13 protein-coding genes are annotated in these 18,079 nt (G+C 60.5%); 4 read left to right on the top strand and 9 right to left on the bottom strand.

Annotation, left to right across the window (positions count from 1 at the left end; translation table 11 throughout):
* Window positions 1-65: 65 nt before the first annotated feature.
* Window positions 66-1,136 carry an IS30 family transposase gene (locus tag PQR27_RS14300; protein WP_408523912.1) on the bottom strand — a complete coding sequence of 357 codons (1,071 nt, stop codon included), beginning with the start codon at window positions 1,134-1,136 and terminating at the stop codon, window positions 66-68.
* A 183-nt stretch (window positions 1,137-1,319) separates the two neighbouring features.
* Window positions 1,320-2,216, bottom strand: a complete 897-nt coding sequence (locus PQR27_RS14305) for a LysR family transcriptional regulator (protein WP_408525490.1) — start codon at window positions 2,214-2,216, stop codon at window positions 1,320-1,322.
* 129 nt (window positions 2,217-2,345) lie between these two features.
* On the opposite strand from PQR27_RS14305, the gene PQR27_RS14310 reads away from it, so the two are divergent.
* The 3 genes from PQR27_RS14310 to PQR27_RS14320 all read left to right on the top strand — a co-directional run bounded on the left by PQR27_RS14310 (window position 2,346) and on the right by PQR27_RS14320 (window position 6,892).
* Entirely contained in the window at window positions 2,346-4,466 is a 2,121-nt protein-coding gene (locus PQR27_RS14310; RefSeq protein WP_408524271.1) for a 3-hydroxyacyl-CoA dehydrogenase NAD-binding domain-containing protein, read from the top strand.
* Window positions 4,467-4,541: 75 nt separating this feature from the next.
* Window positions 4,542-5,750 (top strand): acyl-CoA dehydrogenase family protein, encoded by a 1,209-nt coding sequence (locus tag PQR27_RS14315; protein WP_408524272.1) that lies wholly within the window; start codon window positions 4,542-4,544, stop codon window positions 5,748-5,750.
* An 11-nt stretch (window positions 5,751-5,761) separates the two neighbouring features.
* Window positions 5,762-6,892, top strand: a complete 1,131-nt coding sequence (locus PQR27_RS14320) for an acyl-CoA dehydrogenase family protein (RefSeq protein ID WP_408524273.1) — start codon at window positions 5,762-5,764, stop codon at window positions 6,890-6,892.
* A 749-nt stretch (window positions 6,893-7,641) separates the two neighbouring features.
* On the opposite strand, the gene PQR27_RS14325 is transcribed toward PQR27_RS14320, so the two are convergent.
* The 4 genes from PQR27_RS14325 to PQR27_RS14340 all read right to left on the bottom strand — a co-directional run bounded on the left by PQR27_RS14325 (window position 7,642) and on the right by PQR27_RS14340 (window position 13,399).
* Complete coding sequence (locus PQR27_RS14325) at window positions 7,642-8,616, bottom strand: threo-3-hydroxy-L-aspartate ammonia-lyase (RefSeq protein ID WP_408524274.1); 975 nt, start codon at window positions 8,614-8,616, stop codon at window positions 7,642-7,644.
* 254 nt (window positions 8,617-8,870) lie between these two features.
* On the bottom strand, window positions 8,871-9,842 hold the full coding sequence (locus PQR27_RS14330) for an ornithine cyclodeaminase family protein (RefSeq protein WP_408524275.1): 972 nt from the start codon (window positions 9,840-9,842) through the stop codon (window positions 8,871-8,873).
* On the bottom strand, window positions 9,832-10,464 hold the full coding sequence (locus PQR27_RS14335) for a helix-turn-helix transcriptional regulator (protein WP_408524276.1): 633 nt from the start codon (window positions 10,462-10,464) through the stop codon (window positions 9,832-9,834). The genes PQR27_RS14330 and PQR27_RS14335 overlap by 11 nt, the downstream gene beginning before the upstream one ends.
* A 193-nt stretch (window positions 10,465-10,657) precedes the next feature.
* Complete coding sequence (locus tag PQR27_RS14340) at window positions 10,658-13,399, bottom strand: MGH1-like glycoside hydrolase domain-containing protein (RefSeq protein ID WP_408524277.1); 2,742 nt, start codon at window positions 13,397-13,399, stop codon at window positions 10,658-10,660.
* A 116-nt stretch (window positions 13,400-13,515) separates the two neighbouring features.
* On the opposite strand from PQR27_RS14340, the gene PQR27_RS14345 reads away from it, so the two are divergent.
* Window positions 13,516-14,460, top strand: a complete 945-nt coding sequence (locus PQR27_RS14345) for a pseudouridine-5'-phosphate glycosidase (protein ID WP_408524278.1) — start codon at window positions 13,516-13,518, stop codon at window positions 14,458-14,460.
* An 80-nt stretch (window positions 14,461-14,540) separates the two neighbouring features.
* On the opposite strand, the gene PQR27_RS14350 is transcribed toward PQR27_RS14345, so the two are convergent.
* From PQR27_RS14350 to PQR27_RS14360, 3 genes are all read right to left on the bottom strand, one after another.
* Window positions 14,541-15,665, bottom strand: coding sequence for a porin (locus PQR27_RS14350; RefSeq protein WP_408524279.1), 1,125 nt, complete (start codon window positions 15,663-15,665; stop codon window positions 14,541-14,543).
* Between the two features lie 47 nt (window positions 15,666-15,712).
* Complete coding sequence (locus PQR27_RS14355; protein ID WP_408524280.1) at window positions 15,713-17,026, bottom strand: MFS transporter; 1,314 nt, start codon at window positions 17,024-17,026, stop codon at window positions 15,713-15,715.
* 92 nt (window positions 17,027-17,118) lie between these two features.
* Window positions 17,119-17,805: a PDR/VanB family oxidoreductase gene (locus PQR27_RS14360; protein WP_408524281.1), complete on the bottom strand. Its 687-nt coding sequence runs from the start codon at window positions 17,803-17,805 to the stop codon at window positions 17,119-17,121.
* Window positions 17,806-18,079 lie beyond the last annotated feature (274 nt).

An 18,079-nucleotide genomic window follows, 5' to 3' on the forward strand; every position in this document is an offset into this window, starting at 1 on the left:
CCTCCAAGCCAGGGGACCCACTTAAGAGTTGGCGGTTTGAAGCCGCTTTCTTTTGCCTGGCGGTTTCAAATACCAAGTGCAACAGCGGGGTCGATAACAATACCCTGCTTTGCGCAGTTATCAATGAAGACCTCTCCAGGCCTGCGCCATCCAAGGGTTTTGCGAGGACGCCGGTTCAGGTTCAGAGCAATGGCATCAAGCTCGCGCTGCGAGAACTTTGACAGGTCGGCTCCCTTGGGCAGGAACTGGCGCAGCAGCCCGTTGGTGTTCTCGCAGATTCCGCGTTGCCAGGGGCTATGCGGATCGCAGAAGTAGACCTTGATACCGGTTGCCTCTGCCAGCTTTCTGTGCAGCGCCATTTCCTTGCCCTGATCGTAAGTCAGGGTCTTGAGCAGTTGCGGATCCAGCGGCGCAAACGCGGCGCTATAGCCTTTCAACGCGGCTTCTGCGGTGCTGTCTTCCATCTTCACCAGCATCACGAACAGCGTGCTGCGATCAATCAGCGTGCCCACGGCTGAGCCGTTGCCCGCGCCCTTGATCAGATCGCCTTCCCAATGACCGGCAATCAGCCGCTCATTGGCCTCGGGAGGCCGGATATGGATGCTTGCCATATCGACCAGCTTGCCGCGCCGGTCCTCGCCTCGCGTGCGCGGCCTGCGCGCGCTACGCCCCTGTCTTAACAGGCCTACCAGCTCGCGCCTGAGCTCGCCGCGCGGCATCGCATAGATGGCCTTGTAGATGGTTTCATGCGACGCGTTCAAGGCGGGCTTGTCCGGATGATTACGTTTGAGTTCGGCAGAAATCTGCTCAGGCGAGTGACACTCGTCCAGATGCTCACGCACTTCACTCCACAGGCTTCCCTCAGGCCGTAGCTTGCGCTCACGACGCGGCTTGTGGCGAAGCTGCGTCGCCCGGCGCCCGGCGGAAGTCGCATTGTATCCACCCGCAACCGGGGGCCTGCCCAGCGCGCTGCGTTCGTGCTTCGGCTTCCAGTTATTGCGCCTCAACTCCCGGCTGATCGTACTGCGCGAACGTTGCAATACCAGCGCAATCTCGCTTGTCGTACGGTCCTCGAGCTTCATCGCAAAGATCACGCCGCGCTCTTCGGCGCTCAGATGTTCGTATATTTTTCCCATGCCACGCATCCTAACTGATGCTGTTGCACTTGTATTTTGAAACCGCCCCTACTTTTCTTTGCGGCCGGCAAAGAAAAGTAGGTGCCCCCCGCACAGGGGGAACGCTAATAAACCAATAAGCAAACAAGGAAAGGCCAACGCCATAGGTACAAGGAAAATACCGCCGCCAAAGGCAAAAACACTTCAAGCCCCCCTCTCCTTCACCTGCTCCAAAACAAACTCAATGAAACTAGCCGCAGCCCGAGTGTGATGCCGATCAGGCATATACAGCATGTACATATTCGTACCAAATATACTCAACCGCCATTCATCGAGCGCGGTGACAACCTGCCCGCGCAGCAGATCATCCTGCACCACATAATCGGGCACGAGCCCGACCCCCAACCCGGCTAGTACAGCCTGCCTTAAAAACAAAAAATTCTCAGAAATAATCGTCGGTTCCAGCAGCACTTCGTGCCGCTCATCCCGCAGATAAGCCGCCACCCGCAACTGCCTGCCCACCACCGCCGACGTGATCAGCGGCGCCGTCCGCAAATCATCGAGCTTCACCGGCATGCCATGCCGCTCGGCAAAATCCGGCGAAGCACACGCGACATACCGCACCGGCCCCATGTCCCGCGCCACCAGATTCTGCGGCGGTTCGGACATCACCCGCACGGCGATATCCACTTCATCCCGCATCAGGTCTTCCACGCGGTTCTCGAACATCACGTCCAGCACGATGCCCGGATAAAGCCGCTTGAACGCAATCAGCCAGTCCGACATCACCAGTTGACCGTACCCGCTCGGCACACTCAACCGCACCCGCCCCTGCAAGCTTTGCCCCAGCGTGGTGACCGACTCGCGCGCAGCCAGCAGCGCGTTCTGGATCGTGCGACCGTGTTCGTATAACTGCAGACCAATTTCCGTCGCCTCGACCCGGCGCGTGGTGCGCCTGACCAGTTGCAATCCGATCGAGCGCTCCAACTGGTTCAAGTGGTAACTCACGTTGGCCCGGCTCATTTTCAGCCGCCGGGCAGCCTCACTGAGGTTGCCCGCGTCGAGGATGTCCACCAGCAAAGTCAGCGAATTGATGTCCATCATGCAGCCTTTGTCAAAGGATTTTTGACAGTCTGTCAACCGTCCATGTAATTGTCAATAAACCTTGTCCAACCCACAATTACAGAATTCGCCAGACCGGCACGCCTCGACCACAGTCAGGAGACACACATGACCCTCAATCCCTCGGCCAACGTTGTTACGCGCGAATTGCGCGGCAAGGTTCTGCTCGTGACCATCGACCATGCGCCGGTGAACGCCCTCTCCGCCGACGTGCGGCGCGGCCTGCTTGCCGCGATCGAAGCCGCGGACGCCGACACCGCCGTCAAGGCCGTGCTGATTGTCGGCGCCGGGCGCAACTTCATCGCTGGCGCGGATATTCGCGAGTTTGGCAAGCCGCCGGTGCCACCGTCGCTGCCGGACGTCTGCAACCGCATTGAAGCGTGCGCGAAGCCCGTGGTGGCGGCGATTCACGGTGCCGCGCTCGGCGGTGGCCTCGAAGTGGCGCTAGCAGCGCACTACCGCCTCGCCGTCGACGGCGCGAAGCTGGGACTGCCCGAGGTCCAACTCGGTCTCCTGCCGGGCGCGGGTGGTACGCAGCGCACGCCGCGTCTGATCGGCGCGCAAGCCGCGCTTGACCTGATTCTCAGCGGCCGCCACGTTGGAGCAAAGGAAGCGCTTGCGTTGGGTCTGATCGACCGGCTTGGCAACAGCGACGACATCCTCGCTGAAGGCCTCGCCTACGTGCACGAACTGCTGGCCGCTCATGCGCCGGTCCGCCGTACGCGCAATGCCTCCGCGCTCAGCGACCGCGCCGCGAGCCTTGCCGCAGTCGCCACGGCACGCGCGGAAACGGAAAAGAAGTCTCGCGGTCTGTTCTCGCCGTTGAAAATCGTCGACGCGATCGAGGCCGCTATCGAACAACCTTTCGACGATGGCCTGCGACTCGAACGCAAACTCTTTCTGCAATGTATCGACAGCCCGCAACGTGCGGGGCTGATTCACGCGTTCTTTGCTGAGCGCGAAGTGCTCAAGGCGCCCGAAACGCGCGATGCCAAACCGCGCGCGCTCAACACCATCGGCGTGGTGGGCGGCGGCACGATGGGCGCCGGCATCGCCGTCGCCGCACTCGACGCGGGCCTGCCGGTGACGATGGTCGAACGCGACGACGCGTCGCTCGCGCGGGGCCGCGCGCACATCGAAAAAGTCTATGACGGCCTCGTCGCCAAAGGCCGCATGAGCGCCGCGAAGAAAGCGGACGTCATGACACGCTGGAGCGGCAGCACCTCGTACGACGCGCTCGCCGATGTCGATCTGGTGATCGAAGCGGTGTTCGAAGATCTATCCGTCAAGCAGGCCGTATTCGCCGAACTCGACCGCGTTTGCAAACCAGGCGCGGTGCTCGCCACCAACACGTCGTATCTCGACATCGACGCGATCGCCTCCAGCATTTCTCGCCCCGCGGATGTCATCGGCCTGCACTTCTTCTCCCCTGCCAACATCATGAAGCTGCTCGAAGTGGTGGTGCCGAAACAGGTGAGCGCCGACGTGGTCGCCACCGCGTTCGAACTCGCGAAGAAGCTGCGCAAGACGCCAGTACGCGCGGGCGTGTGTGACGGCTTCATTGGCAATCGCGTACTCGCGGTGTATCGCAGCGCAGCGGACGCGATGATGGAAGACGGCGCGTCGCCCTATCAGGTCGATCAGGCCGTGCGTGCGTTCGGCTTTCCGATGGGCCCGTTTCAGGTGGTCGATCTGGCGGGCGGCGACATCGGCTGGGCCACACGCAAGCGCCGTGCTGCAACCCGCAACCCGCAAGCGCGCTACGTGCAAATCTCGGACCGCTTGTGCGAGCGTGGCTGGTTCGGGCAGAAGACCGGCCGCGGTTTCTACCTGTATCCCGAAGGTTCGCGCAGCGGTTCACCCGATCCTGAAGTCGAAGCGATCATCGACGAAGAACGCAAACGCGCCGGCATCACGCCACGCCGCTTTGCCGACGACGAGATCATGCGGCGCTACATGGCCGCGATGATCAACGAAGGCGCCAACGTCGTGCACGAAGGCATCGCGCTGCGGCCGCTCGATGTCGACGTCACCTTCCTGTACGGGTACGGCTTTCCGCGCTATCGCGGCGGCCCGATGAAATATGCTGACACGGTGGGGCTCGCGACGATCCTCGCGGACATCCGCGAATTCGCCAAGGAAGACCCGCTGTTCTGGCAACCGTCGCCACTGCTGGTCGAACTGGTGGAACGCGGCGCCGATTTCGCGAGCCTGAACCAGACGGTCTGAGGCCGCACACTCAAGCACATCGACGGGCGGCCACGCACGCCGCCGGTCTGTTCAATATTTACGGAAGAACCCGCCATGGACCTGAACTTCACGCCTGAAGAAGAAGCCTTTCGCGCCGACGTGCTGGCTTTTCTGCGTGACAAACTTCCGCAGCGCCTCGCCGACAAGGTGCACGGCGGCCGCCGCCTCACGCGCGACGACATGGCTGAGTGGCACGCCATTCTCCACGCGCAGGGCTGGCTCGCGAATCATTGGCCGCAGCAGTATGGTGGCCCGGGCTGGAACTCCGTGCAGAAATTCATTTTCGAAAACGAGTGCGCGCTCGCGGGCGCACCGCGCGTGGTGCCGTTCGGCGTCAACATGCTCGGCCCCGTGCTGATCAAATACGGCAGCGAGGCACAGAAGCATCATTGGCTGCCGCGCATTCTCGACGGCTCCGACTGGTGGTGCCAGGGCTACTCGGAACCGGGCGCGGGCTCCGACCTCGCCTCAGTCAAAACCACTGCGGTGCGCGGCATCGACGCGCATGGCGAGCACTACATCGTCAATGGCCAGAAAACGTGGACCACGCTCGGCCACTACGCCAACATGATCTTCTGCCTGGTGCGCACTGCCACTGACGTGCGCAAGCAGGAAGGCATCAGCTTCCTGCTGATCGACATGAACACGCCGGGCGTCGAAGTGCGGCCGATCATCACGCTCGATGGCGAGCACGAGGTCAACGAGGTGTTCTTCACCGACGTGCGCGTGCCGGTAGCAAACCTCGTGGGTGAAGAGAACAAGGGCTGGACCTATGCCAAGTTCCTGCTCACCTATGAGCGCACGAATATCGCGGGCGTCGGTTTTTCGGTGGCGGCGTTCAATCGCCTGCGCAAGATCGCCGCGAAGCAGCGACGCAATGGCCGCCCGCTCGCGGAAGATCCGTCGTTTGCGGCTCGCATGGCGCGCGTCGAGATCGATCTCGAGAACATGAAAACCACCAACCTGCGTGTGATCGCGGCGGTGGCCGGCGGCGGCGTGCCAGGCGCGGAGAGTTCGATGCTGAAGATTCGCGGCACCGAGATCCGCCAGGAAATCTCATCGCTCACGCGTCGCGCGATGGGACCTTACGCGCAGCCGTTTATCGAGGAAGCCTTGCACGACGGGTTCGAGGGCACGCCGATTGGCCCGGACGAAGCCGCCAGCGCCGCTTCGCTCTACTTCAACAACCGCAAGCTGTCGATCTTCGGCGGCTCGAATGAAATCCAGAAGAACATCATTTCCAAAATGATCCTGGGACTGTAAGGGGCGACGCCATGAATTTCCAGCACACCGAAGACCGCCGCATGCTGGCGGACACGCTCAATCGCTTTGTCAGCGAGCAATACGGTTTTGAAACGCGAGACCGGATTGCCGGTTCGGCGGAAGGATTCAGCGCCGATCTGTGGAATCGCTTTGCAGAGCTAGGCATTATCGGCGCGTTATTCGATGAAGCGCATGGTGGCTTTGGCGGTGGCGGTTTCGATATCGCTGTGGTGTTCGAGAGCCTGGGTCGCGGCCTCGTGGTCGAACCGTTTCTCGATACACTGATCGTCGGCCAGGCCATTGCGCGCAGCGGCAACGAAACACAGCAGACCTTGCTTGGCGGCATGATCGACGGTTCCCGAATCGTTGCGCTCGCGCACGGCGAACCGGATAGCCACTATGAGCTCTCCCAGGTGAAGACGCGTGCGCAGCGCAATGGCGGCACGTGGCGGCTAAACGGTGCGAAGGCGGTGGTTCAGCACGGCGAGCGGGCCTCCCTCTTTCTGGTCTCGGCTCGCACCGATGGTGCCGTCGATGCCGAAGAAGGCATCTCGCTGTTTCTGGTGCCTGGCGACGCAGCGGGTATCAGCGTGCGAGGTTATCGGAAGATTGACGGCGGTCGTGCGGCGGAGGTGAGTTTCGATAATGTCACGCTTGGCGACGATGCATTGCTTGGAGCGTACGGTGAGGGTTTCGCTACACTTGAATATGCAATTGGCTGTGGCGTGCTCGCGTTGTGTGCCGAGGCGGTTGGCGCGATGGATGTCGCGAAGGATTACACGCTTGAGTATCTGCGCACCCGTAAGCAGTTCGGTGTGCCGATTGGCAGTTTCCAGGCGTTACAGCACCGGATGGCCGATATGTTGCTTGAGATTGAACAGGCGCGTTCGGCGGTGATTAATGCAGCTGCTGCGCTGGGTGGCGAGCGCGCTGTGAGGGAGCGCGCGATTTCGGCGGCTAAATACACTATTGGAAGGGTTGGGGCACTCGTTGCGGAAGAGTGCATTCAGTTGCATGGCGGGATTGGGATGACATGGGAGCTGCCGATGGCTCACTATGCGAAGCGGTTGGTGATGATCGATCATCAACTCGGGGATGAGGATCATCATCTTGAGAGGTTTATTGCCATAGGGCATGGGTGATTTTTTTTTGCCTTTTGCGGCGGCATTGTTTTGGTTGTGCTGCTGTTTTGCCTACGGCGGTTGGTGTTTCTTTTGTTGTTGGTTTATTAGCGTTCCCCCTGCTGTTTGCCTACGGCGTTTGGTGTTTCTATTCTTATTGGTTTATTAGCGTTCCCCCTGTGCGGGGGGGCACCTACTTTTCTTTGCCGGCCGCAAAGAAAAGTAGGCAAAAGAAAGCGGCTCACACCGCCAACATTTAAGCGGTTCCCCTGGCTTGGAGGGGATCGTGGCCCCGTAGAGATTGAGCCTGCGCACCTTCTAGCCTGAGTGACCAGGCCGTCATTCCTCCGGCGGCGCTGCGCGCGCCGAGGCGATACTTCATCAAACCACCAGTGTTTTTCGGCGCCTTGCCGAGGCAAAGCCGATGGCCCCCGCCACGCGCAAACGAAGCCCCCGGTTTCTTTGGTGGACCCGTCCGCGACGCACGCAGTGCGGAGTGGGAGCGGATGACGGCTGTGTCACTGACGGTTACCGACCGAGGTGTGATCCGTTTATCGCACCACGAGCCCCTCCAAGCCAGGAGACCCACTTAAGAGTTGGCGGTGTAAGCCGCTTTCTTTTGCCTACTTTTCTTTGCGGCCGGCAAAGAAAAGTAGGTGCCCCCCCGCACAGGGGGAACGCTAATAAACCAATAACAAAAGAAACAGCCAACGCCACAGGCGAACCAAATAATGCCGCCGCCAAAGGCAATAAAACCCCAATTTAAAACTTCACTTCACTGATAGCAATTCAACAAACTTCTGAACATCAACATTCCCCCCACTAATCAGGATACCAACCCGTTTCCCCTTGAGCTGACTCTTCATCTGCCCCGCGGCAGCAGCAAACCCAAGACACCCAGTCGGTTCGACAACCAGCTTCATCCGCGAAGCAAAAAACCGCATGGCCTCAACAAGCTCAGCATCGCTCGCCGTGAGCACATCACTCACATCGCGACGGATAATGGGAAAGGTGTAATCGCCCAGATGCTGAGTCTGGGCCCCGTCAGCGACCGTCCGTGGTGTGTCAATGTGGACAATCTGCCCGGACCGGAAAGACTGCTGGCCATCGTTGCCCGCCTCCGGCTCCACCGCGTACAGCTTGCAATCCGGCGACAGCGCACGCGTTGACAGCGCCGAACCGGACACCAACCCTCCGCCACCCAGCGGCACGAAGAAAGCGTCCAGCGGACCCACTTCTTCAAACAGCTCCTTGGCAGCCGTTCCCTGACCCGCCATCACGTCCGGATGATCGTAAGGCGGTATCAGCGTCAGGCCTTGCTTCTCCGCCAGGTCCCGACCGATCTGCTCCCGATCTTCCTTATAGCGATCGTAAGTCACGACATTCCCGCCGTAGCCCCGGGTCGCCGCCACCTTCACGGCTGGCGCATCGTGCGGCATGATAATCGTGGCAGGCATCTTGAGCAGCCGCGCGGACAAGGCAACCGCCTGCGCGTGATTCCCCGAAGAAAACGCAACCACGCCGCGACGACGCTGCTCTTCGTCGAACTTCGACAGCGCATTGAACGCGCCGCGAAATTTGAAGGCGCCCATGCGCTGGAGATTCTCACACTTGAAAAACACCTCGGCGCCGAACGCTTCGTTGACCGTTCGCGAGGTCATGACGGGAGTACGATGTGCGACGCCGTCGATACGTTTTGCAGCAGCGACTACGTCGTCGAAAGTAGGCAAAGGAAGCTTGGTCATGGGATGGTTCAGTGTTGAACAACGCAGTGACAGCGAACGCGCGGGTGCGTTGCCTTCCACACGCGTGCAGGACATCGCCCCGAAAATGGGCGGCTAGATGATTCAGACCGGCGGTCCGTCTGCGTAATACAGACCTACGCACGCCAGAAAGAACAGGTTGAACATATTGTGATCAGACATACAGCCTGTGTCAAAACAGTTTGCCAACATTGTTCGCACTCAGTTCGAGTGTGCTGAGGCCGGGGCCCGCGTGCTTACCACGGCCACGCGACATGCGTGCCGATGCGCTCGGCGCGAGCACGCTCCAACAGCATCTGTGACACCGTCAAATCCTGCAAGGCAAGACCCGTCATGTCGAAGATCGTGATGTCCTCGCGACGGCGCGCGACCTGCTCGACACCACCAAGAACCGCACCCAGTTCCACACACGGCAGATCGGGGCTCCACTGCAATTCGCCAATCTGCGATGCCTGGATGTGGTCGTCGACATAAACACGTGCGCGCTCGAGCATGCCGGCAGGCAGTTCCCGTTTGCCCTTCGTATCGGCGCCGACGCAGTTGATGTGCGTGCCGGCACGTACGGCATCAGCGCTGAACAGAGGACCGCCGCCGGGTGTGGCCGTTATGACGATGTCGCTCTGCGCTACGGCGTCGTCCGCGCACGTGGCATGACGCAGCGCGCAACGGCCGGCGAACACGGCCTCGAATGCATCATCAGGCTGGCCATTTGCCGTGACATAGCTGATGAACTTCAGGCCGGGCATCAGGTGCAGGGCGAACGTCACCTGAATGCGCGCCTGCGTGCCCGTGCCGAATACGCAAAGCCGCTCGCTATCCGCTCGCGCGAGGATTTGCAGACCGAGTCCACCGGCCGCGCCGGTACGCAAGGTGGTAATCGCGTTGCCGTCGATCACGCAGACGGGGCGCCCGGTCGACGGATCGATGAGCATCACGGTAGCCTGATGCGGCTCCCCTCCCACCGAGCGATTGGCTGGCCAAAAACCTGCTGCCTTGAAACCAAGAAGGCCTTCACGCTCCACGTCGCCAGACTTGATGCCAAAGATTGCGCCGTTACTGAGTTGCTCGCGCACCACGGGAAAGACGCGCCCGTTGCTTTGGCTGTGCAGCACGAAGGCACGCTTCACCGCGGACAGGACTTCATCCATCGTCAGAAGCTTCTCGACCTCACCCTTGTTGAGAAGCAGCAGTTGCGCGTCATTTCGCATCGTTGTACACCGTCGCCCGTGACACGCCCAGGTGGGCGGCAATCACTTCCATTGACTTGCGGACTTCGAGAAAGCCCGCCTGCTTCAGATGCTGCATCAGCGTCCGCCGCTGTTCTGTTTTCAGCGCCTGCGGCGTAGTGGACAGCGATGCGGCGAACTGGTCGATGCGCTCCCTGATCGACTCGGCATTCGCCGGATCGAGCGACTCCCTTGTGCCGGCACCGGATGCCGAACAGAACTGTTCGAGGACATTCTGGATGCCCCGAAACATGTTGAGGTCGACATTCAGACACAGCGCGGCGATATAGCGCCCCGACGAATCCCTGATGCCGACAGACGTGCTCTTCGCGCGGCGGCCGTCGGAAAACTGGTTCGGATAGTTCGCCAGAAGCTGCGGATAGTCGTCATCCGCGATGCGTGCGAGCCCAAGCTCGGTAGCCGGGTCGCCGACGGACCGGCCGGACAGATTGTTGTGAATGGCGAGGATCGCATGCCTCGGGTCCCTGAGGTCGTGCACCACCACTTCACAAAAAGGCGCGAACGTCTGGCCGAGACCGTCCGCGATCTGCTTGAGCTGTTCGACTAATGACTCCTGCTCCCGATTCAACGGACTTTTCTTCATAGTGTACGTTTAATCTAACTTTGTACATATTGTACACGTAATCGCAGTCGACGGCGAACGCATTGCGCGCCCGGGTTATCGCGGCTGCCACGCACTATTCGGCGAGCAAGGATGTGCACGCGCCCGCAAGGTTGCGGCGGCACGCAAGCGAGAACTGCGACGGCGTTATCGATCCCGTCCGCTGACCGCAACGCTACCGCGCCACGGCCGGTGCGGTATCTTCGGACACTGGCGCGGCCTCCGACGCAGTATCAGACGCCAGGTGCGACAGCTTCATCGTGCGCGGCTGGAGCAGCAACGCGACGAGCCCGCTCCAGCCAGTCTGATGCGAAGCGCCGACGCCGCGGCCGTTGTCGCCGTGAAAGTACTCATGGAACAGGATCAGATCCCGCGAGCGCGGGTCGGCCTGCAGCATCGGATAGGCCGCCATCACCGGCCGCACCCCTTGTGCGTCTTTGAGAAAGAGCGTGGTGACGCGTCGTGCGAGGTCGTCGGCAATCTCGCTCAGCGAAAAACGGTTGCCCGATCCCGTCGGATATTCGAGGCGAAACTCATCGCCGTAGTAGCGATGAAATTCATACAGCGATTCGATCAGCAGATAGTTGACCGGCATCCAGACCGGCCCGCGCCAGTTCGAATTGCCGCCGAACACACGCGACTCTGACTCGGCCGGCTGGTATTCGATGCAGACGTTCACGCCGTCGTGGTTGAACACATACGGCGTATCGCGATGCACTCGGGACAGCGCCCGCACGCCGTGCACCGACAGAAACTCGTTTTCATCCAGCGCGCGGCGCAATAGCGCGGTCATCCGCTGTCCGCGCAATAGCGACAGCAGCGTGGTATTGCCCTTGCCGGGTTCGGTCCAGCGCGATACCAGCTTTGCCAGATTCGGCCGGTGATCGAGAAACCACGCCAGCCGTTCGCGCAATCCCGGCAAATGGCCATACACACGATCCTCGAGCACATGAACGGCAAAGAGCGGAATCAACCCCACGATCGAACGAATGCGCATCGGCACACGGGTACCGTCCGGAAGGTGCAGGACGTCGTAGAAGAATTCGTCGTGGTCGTCCCATAGTCCTGTCCTGCAGCCCTCACTGCAATTGATGGCTTCCGCGATATACAGAAAGTGCTCGAAGAACTTCACTGCGATTTCGACGTACGCGCTGTTCGTCATCGCCAGTTCGAGGCCGATCTGCATCAGGTCGAGCGCATAGGAGGCCATCCATGCCGTGCCATCGGCCTGGTCGATGCGCCCGCCGGTCGGTAGCGGCGACGACCGGTCGAAGATGCCCACGTTGTCGAGCCCGAGAAAGCCACCCTGAAAGACGTTGCGGTCTTCGGCGTCCTTGCGGTTGACCCACCACGAAAAATTGAGCAGCAGCTTGTGGAACATGACTTCGAGAAACTCGTGATCGCCAACGCCGGTCACTTCCCGGTCGAGTTCGTACACACGCCACGTTGCCCACGCGTGCACCGGCGGATTTGCATCGCCGAACGCCCACTCGTAGGCGGGCAGTTGCCCGTTCGGATGCATATAGCGCTCCTTAACAAGCAGGAGCAATTGCGCCTTCGCGAAGCCGGGATCGATCATGGCGAACGCGGCCGCATGAAAGGCGAGGTCCCACGACGCGTACCACGGGTACTCCCACTTGTCGGGCATCGACACGATGTCACCGTTGCACATATGCCGCCAGTCCGCATTGCGGCCGGAGCGCCGTGCTTTCGGTGGCTGCGGCTGGCCTGGGTCGCCGTCGTGCCAGCGCGTCACGTCGAACTGGTAGTACTGCTTCGACCACAGCATGCCGGCGAGCGCCTGACGCTGCACGAGCCGCGCATCGGCGTCGGCAATGTCGTGCTGTAGCGCCGCATAGAATGCGTCGGCCTCCGCCTGCCGACGCGCGAAGAGTTCTGCCATGTCAAGCGGCACGCGTTCGGGCGCCGCTTCGGGACGCCAGCGCAGATACAGCACCGAGTGCTCATGGGGCGCGAACTGCAGCAGTACGTATGCAGCAGCGCGGGTGCCCCTGTCGCGCCGGACGGCCTGCTCGTCGCCGTTGACGAGGTAGTCATTGAAGCCGTCCTTGAACGGCCCCGCTCCGTCGACGCCAAATATCCGGCGCGAATTCGTTTCGTTTTCGCAGAACAGCCACTCGACTGGCTGTTCTGCCGACGCCGTCACGATCATCGTGCCGAGCGCGGGATTGTGCGCGACGACGCGCGCGCCCTCCTCCGCGTTCGGCTCCAGCGTGAGCGAGGGCTTGCCGGACTTGCGCGACCACGCCCATCTATTGCGCGCCCAGATCTGCGGCAACACATGAAGCGCTGCGGGTTGATCCGCGCGATTTTCGACGGTAACGCGCATCACGATATCGTCGGGTGTCTGTTTCGCGTACTCGACGCAGACGTCGAAGTAGCGATTGTCGTCGAACACGCCTGTATCGAGAATTTCATATTCGGGCTGATCGGCGCCGCGCCGCAGATTTTCGTCGATCAGATCCTGATAGGGGTACGCGTCGTGCGGGTACTTGTACAGCATCTTCATGTACGAATGCGTTGGCGTGCCGTCGAGATAGAAGTAAAGCTCCTTGACGTCCTCGCCGTGATTGCCTTGCTCATTCGTCAACCCGAAGAGCCGTTCCTTGATGATCGGATCGTGCCCGTTCCAGAGCGCGAGCGAGACGCACCAGTCGAGCGGATCGTTGCCGAATCCGGCAATGCCGTCCTCACCCCAGCGGTACATGCGGCTACGCGCATGGTCGTGCGGAAAATAGTCCCATGCGGTGCCGCATTCGCTGTAGTCTTCGCGAACCGTGCCCCACTGCCGCTCACTCAGGTACGGTCCCCAGCGGCGCCATTGGTCGAGTTCCGGGCCATGAAGCCGGGCACCTTCCTTCGACTGGAGAAGATTGCTTGCGCGTAACGGTGCCATGGGACCTCCGTGGCCAGGCGGAACCTCAATGATAGGCGTCATCGCGCCGCGCAGCGTAAACGTCCACTCGCCATGTGTCGCATACTTAAGCGAATCACACTGCCGAAAACACCAATATGGCTGCGAACCTTGCACACTCGTGGTTGACCTATAGCGCACCCGTGGCCGCCGCACAGGCCGCCGGCCGGCCGCTCGTCGCGCTGGAATCGACCATCATCGCTCATGGCATGCCCTATCCGGAAAACGTTCGCACTGCGCGCGAAGTGGAGGCCTTGATCCGTGACCTCGGCGCCGAGCCCGCGACTATCGCGGTGATCGGCGGGCGAATCCGCATCGGCCTGTCGAATGACGAACTGGAATTGCTCGGCCGCTCGGATCACGTAGACAAGGTCAGCCGCCGCGATCTGCCGGCCGTGCTGGCCGCCGGCGGGCTCGGCGCCACGACGGTGGCCGGCACGATGATATGTGCCGCCCTGGCGGGCATCGAGGTGTTCGTCACAGGCGGGATTGGCGGCGTGCACCGGGGCGCGCCGGAAACCTTCGACATCTCGGCCGATCTGCAGGAACTGGCGAAGACCTCGGTGGCAGTGGTCTGCGCCGGCGCCAAGTCCATCCTCGACATCGGCCTCACACTGGAATACCTGGAAACGCACGGCGTGCCGGTGCTCAGTTGCGAGCAGGACAATTTCGCCGCGTTTTACACACGTGACAGCGGTTTTCGCGCGGACTTCCGGCTGGACGATCCCACCGCGCAGGCACGCTTCATTCGCACCAAGTGGGACCTGGGCCTCGTGGGCGGCGTGGTATTGAGCACGCCGGTGCCTGAAGCGGCCGCGATGGCGTCGGAAGAAATCGACGCACTGACCCGGCAGGCACTTGCCGAGGCCACTGCGCAAGGAATCGCCGGTAAGGCCGTGACACCCTTCCTGCTATCTCGCATCAAGGCGTTGACGAGTGGACGCAGCCTCGCGACCAACATCGCACTCGTGAAACACAATGCCGAGGTGGGAGCCCGGCTGGCGCTGGCGTTGGCGCATGCCGGGCGTGGAGCGGGCGCCTGATTTTGTATGACGAAAGTAACCCGATCGCTATATCACGGTCGTCGCTTTCCAGATGCGGTCATAGTTGTGTTGTGCGCCGGTCACCACGCGTGACGAATACCCGCGACCAGCAGGTTCTGGTTGCTCGACTTCGACGGGGCATTCAGGTAGATATCCGCCACGGCATACGGACCGGACACCTTCTGGAAATCGTCGAAGATGTAGATATCGGTGCGCTTGGAGAGGAAGTAATCAACGCCCACTTGCATCGTGTGCCAATGCGGATTCGCGCTCAAGCCGCCGTACTTCCCGTCGGTGTAGATGTAAGCCGCGCCTAGTACCAGTGCGGCTGTCACGCTATAACTGACCGACGTGTCGTAATTGGTCAACGACAGGCTCGTTCCGTCGTGATACGCATAGTGGACATTGTCGACCATCAGATTCCAGCGCAACCCGTTCCCAAAGTCGTAACGTCCACCGGCGCCGAAGTTGCGCTGCCGGTCCACGCCCGCTGCTGGATGCAGCGGACTGCTGCGGAACAGGAAAAATGGCGCACCCTGGTAATCGTCGCTCACGGCACCGTTGGTGTTGGTCAGTCCCGGGTGATCGAGTTGTACATAGGCAAGCGCAAATTTTAAAGGACCTTGTGAGTAGCCGAGGCCCGCGCTAAACGCGCGATTTATCGAAAAGTCGCCGGCCGCATTGCTAAACGCGTATAGCGCCTCGGCATTGAAGCCGTTTAAGGTCGGCGAGACATATTTGATCGAGTTGCTATAGCGCCAGCTTCCCATCAGATTATCGGCGTCGCCCGGATGCGCCGCCAACCCGTTAGTGGCCGACGCAGCGAAGATCGGCGTAAAGTAATCCCAGAACATGTCGTACTGGCGGCCGGCTGTCAGCGTGCCCAGCGTGTTGTTACTCAGGCCGACGAACGCCTGACGTCCGAACATCCGGCCGCCCTGCCCCAATTTGCCGTTTGTGATATCGAAGCCATTTTCGAGTTGCGCGATCGCGTGGTTACCTCCGCCCAGGTCCTCGTTCACCTTGAAGCCGAAGCGGTTATTCTGGGTAGTCCCACTCATCAGTTTGTAGTTGTGGGCTCCGTTCTCGTTGTTGACCCAGCCGATCCCCTCCGAAATGATTCCGTACAGAGTCAGGCTGCTCTGCGCGACAGCCGAACCCGACGCCAGCACGAGTGCGAACGCGAATGCTCCATATTGCTTCATATTGTTTGTCTCCTTGAATTTTTTTATTGAAAATTGACGGCAACTCGCTATGCCCCTCGCTGCGTGGGCCCATCACGCACTGTGAAGAACAGTACGACGGCGCCCACGCACAGCAGCGCTGACATCAGGTACAGGCCCGCATCGATCTGGCCTGTATGAGTCTTGATCAGACCGATCAGGTATGGGCTGACAAAACCGCCTATCTGGCCGATGCTGCTGATGAGCGCAATGCCGCCCGCCGCTGCGGTGCCGCCGAGATGCGAGGGAGGCACGACCCAGAAGATCGGCAATGCTGCGTAGACCAGTACGACGCACACGCTCGCGATTGCGAGCATGAGTGGCAGGTTGTCCGAATACAGCGTCAACATCGACAATGCGATTGCACTGCCAATTGCACACAGGGCGAAATGGCGTCGGCGTTCAAGCGTCCGATCCGAATGGCGTGAAATCAACACGATGCCGACCGCGCCGATGCCGTAAGGAATCGCGCTATACAAACCAACTGACAGGAGATCCTTGACGCCAAACCCACGGATCAGCGTCGGCAACCAGAAACTGATCGCGAACGATCCGCACGCGAGGGTGAAATAGACAAACGCGAGGAGATACACCTTCGGACTTCTCAATGCGCTCCAAAGCGAATGTGGTATCGCGTCGCGTCGCTCGAGACGATCGGCGTCGAGCTCGCGCGTCAGGGCGCGCTTCTCATCGTCGGATAGCCACGTGACCTGTTGCGGGCCGTCAACCAGATAGAAGTAAGCCACCACGCCGAGAATGCTTGCAGGCGCGCCCTCGAGCAGAAACATCCATTGCCAGCCATGCAGGCCGCCGACACCCGCCATGTCTTTCATGATCCATCCAGACACCAGGCCGCCAACCAGACCGGCAATCGCTACACCGGCGAAGAACCACGAGACTACGGTTGCACGCCGTTTGGACGGATACCAATAAGTCAGATAAAGCACGATGCCGGGAAAGAAGCCTGCCTCGAATGCACCGAGCAGGAAGCGCAAAACATAGAACTGCCACGGCGAACTGACAAACAGCATTCCGGACGACACCAGACCCCAGAAGAACATGATCCGCGAGAAAGTCCGGCGTGCGCCGATTTTCTCCAGCAACAGATTGCTAGGCACTTCAAAGAGGAGATAGCCAATAAAGAAAATGCCCGCGCCTAAACCATAGATCGTGTCGTTAAACGCGAGATCCTGCTTCATCTGCAACTGGGCAAAACCAATATTGATCCGGTCCAGAAACGAAACGACGTACGAGACAAACAGGAACGGTATGATCCGCACCGTTATCTTTTGATACAAACGATCAGGCGACTGAAGCGCCGAAAGCACAGTTGTCCCTTCCAAGGCTATTCTCCTCACTTTATGTAGTTGGTCTGCTGATGGATACTGCGATGGGGAGAGCGTCCGGGAGAGCCGGACGCAAGATGAATGTGGCGCTATAGATCGAGCTGAAGGCGCGGCGACTTCGAGCGCGACACGCAGACCATGACCGAGCGGCGGCCTGCATGCTCAGCCTCTGAAAAGACGAAATCCCGATGATCGGGTTGACCTTCGCAGACGGTCATTTCACACGTTCCGCACAGCCCCTCGCGACACGAAAACGGAACGGAGTGTCCGTTTTCTTCGAGAACCTCAAGAATCGTATTCGATGGGGCGACGTATAGCGATGTGCCGCTTTGTTTCAAATCGATCCAGAACCCTTCTGCATCGTCACGGATTTCTTCTTTTTCCGGCGGAGTGAACCATTCGAAATGAACCCGTTCTACCGGTATATGGGAAGCGGCTGCTTGCACAGCCTTCATCAACGGATCTGGGCCGCAACAGTAGATATGCTCTCCGGCCGGCACATCGGCAAGTGCTGCGGGTATATCGAGCGGCCCACCGTGTTCGTCGTCAAAATGAAGGCGCACGCACTCTTCCTGAAACCGGCCCAACTCTTCATAGAACGCCATGCGTTGACGATTTCGCGCGGCATAGGTCAGATGCCAAGGCTTCTGATTCGCCTCGCACCAGCGGATCATCGACATGATCGGTGTCACGCCGATACCGCCTGCGATGAAGCGGTAGCTAGCCGCGCCTGGATCCAGCCGGAAGTGATTGCGCGGCGGTTCGACCTGAACCATCGAGCCTTCCCGTATGCTGCCGTGAATGTGGCTGGATCCGCCGCGACTTGCGCGTGCAAGTCCCACGGCGAGTACATACCGGTGCCGCTCGCGGCAGTCGTTCACCAGCGAATAATGGCGAATGAGTCCGTTCGGAAGCCGCAACGGAATGTGCGCGCCAGGTTCAAACGCCGGCAGCGTCGCTTCACCTGGCGCGCCCAGCTCAAGCAGCATCACGTCCCGTGCTTCTGCGGCTACGCGAATCACGCGCAGTGCGAGCAGTGTCGTCGAAAGT

This window comes from Paraburkholderia fungorum (assembly GCF_046027215.1).
Taxonomy (GTDB): domain Bacteria; phylum Pseudomonadota; class Gammaproteobacteria; order Burkholderiales; family Burkholderiaceae; genus Paraburkholderia; species Paraburkholderia fungorum_D.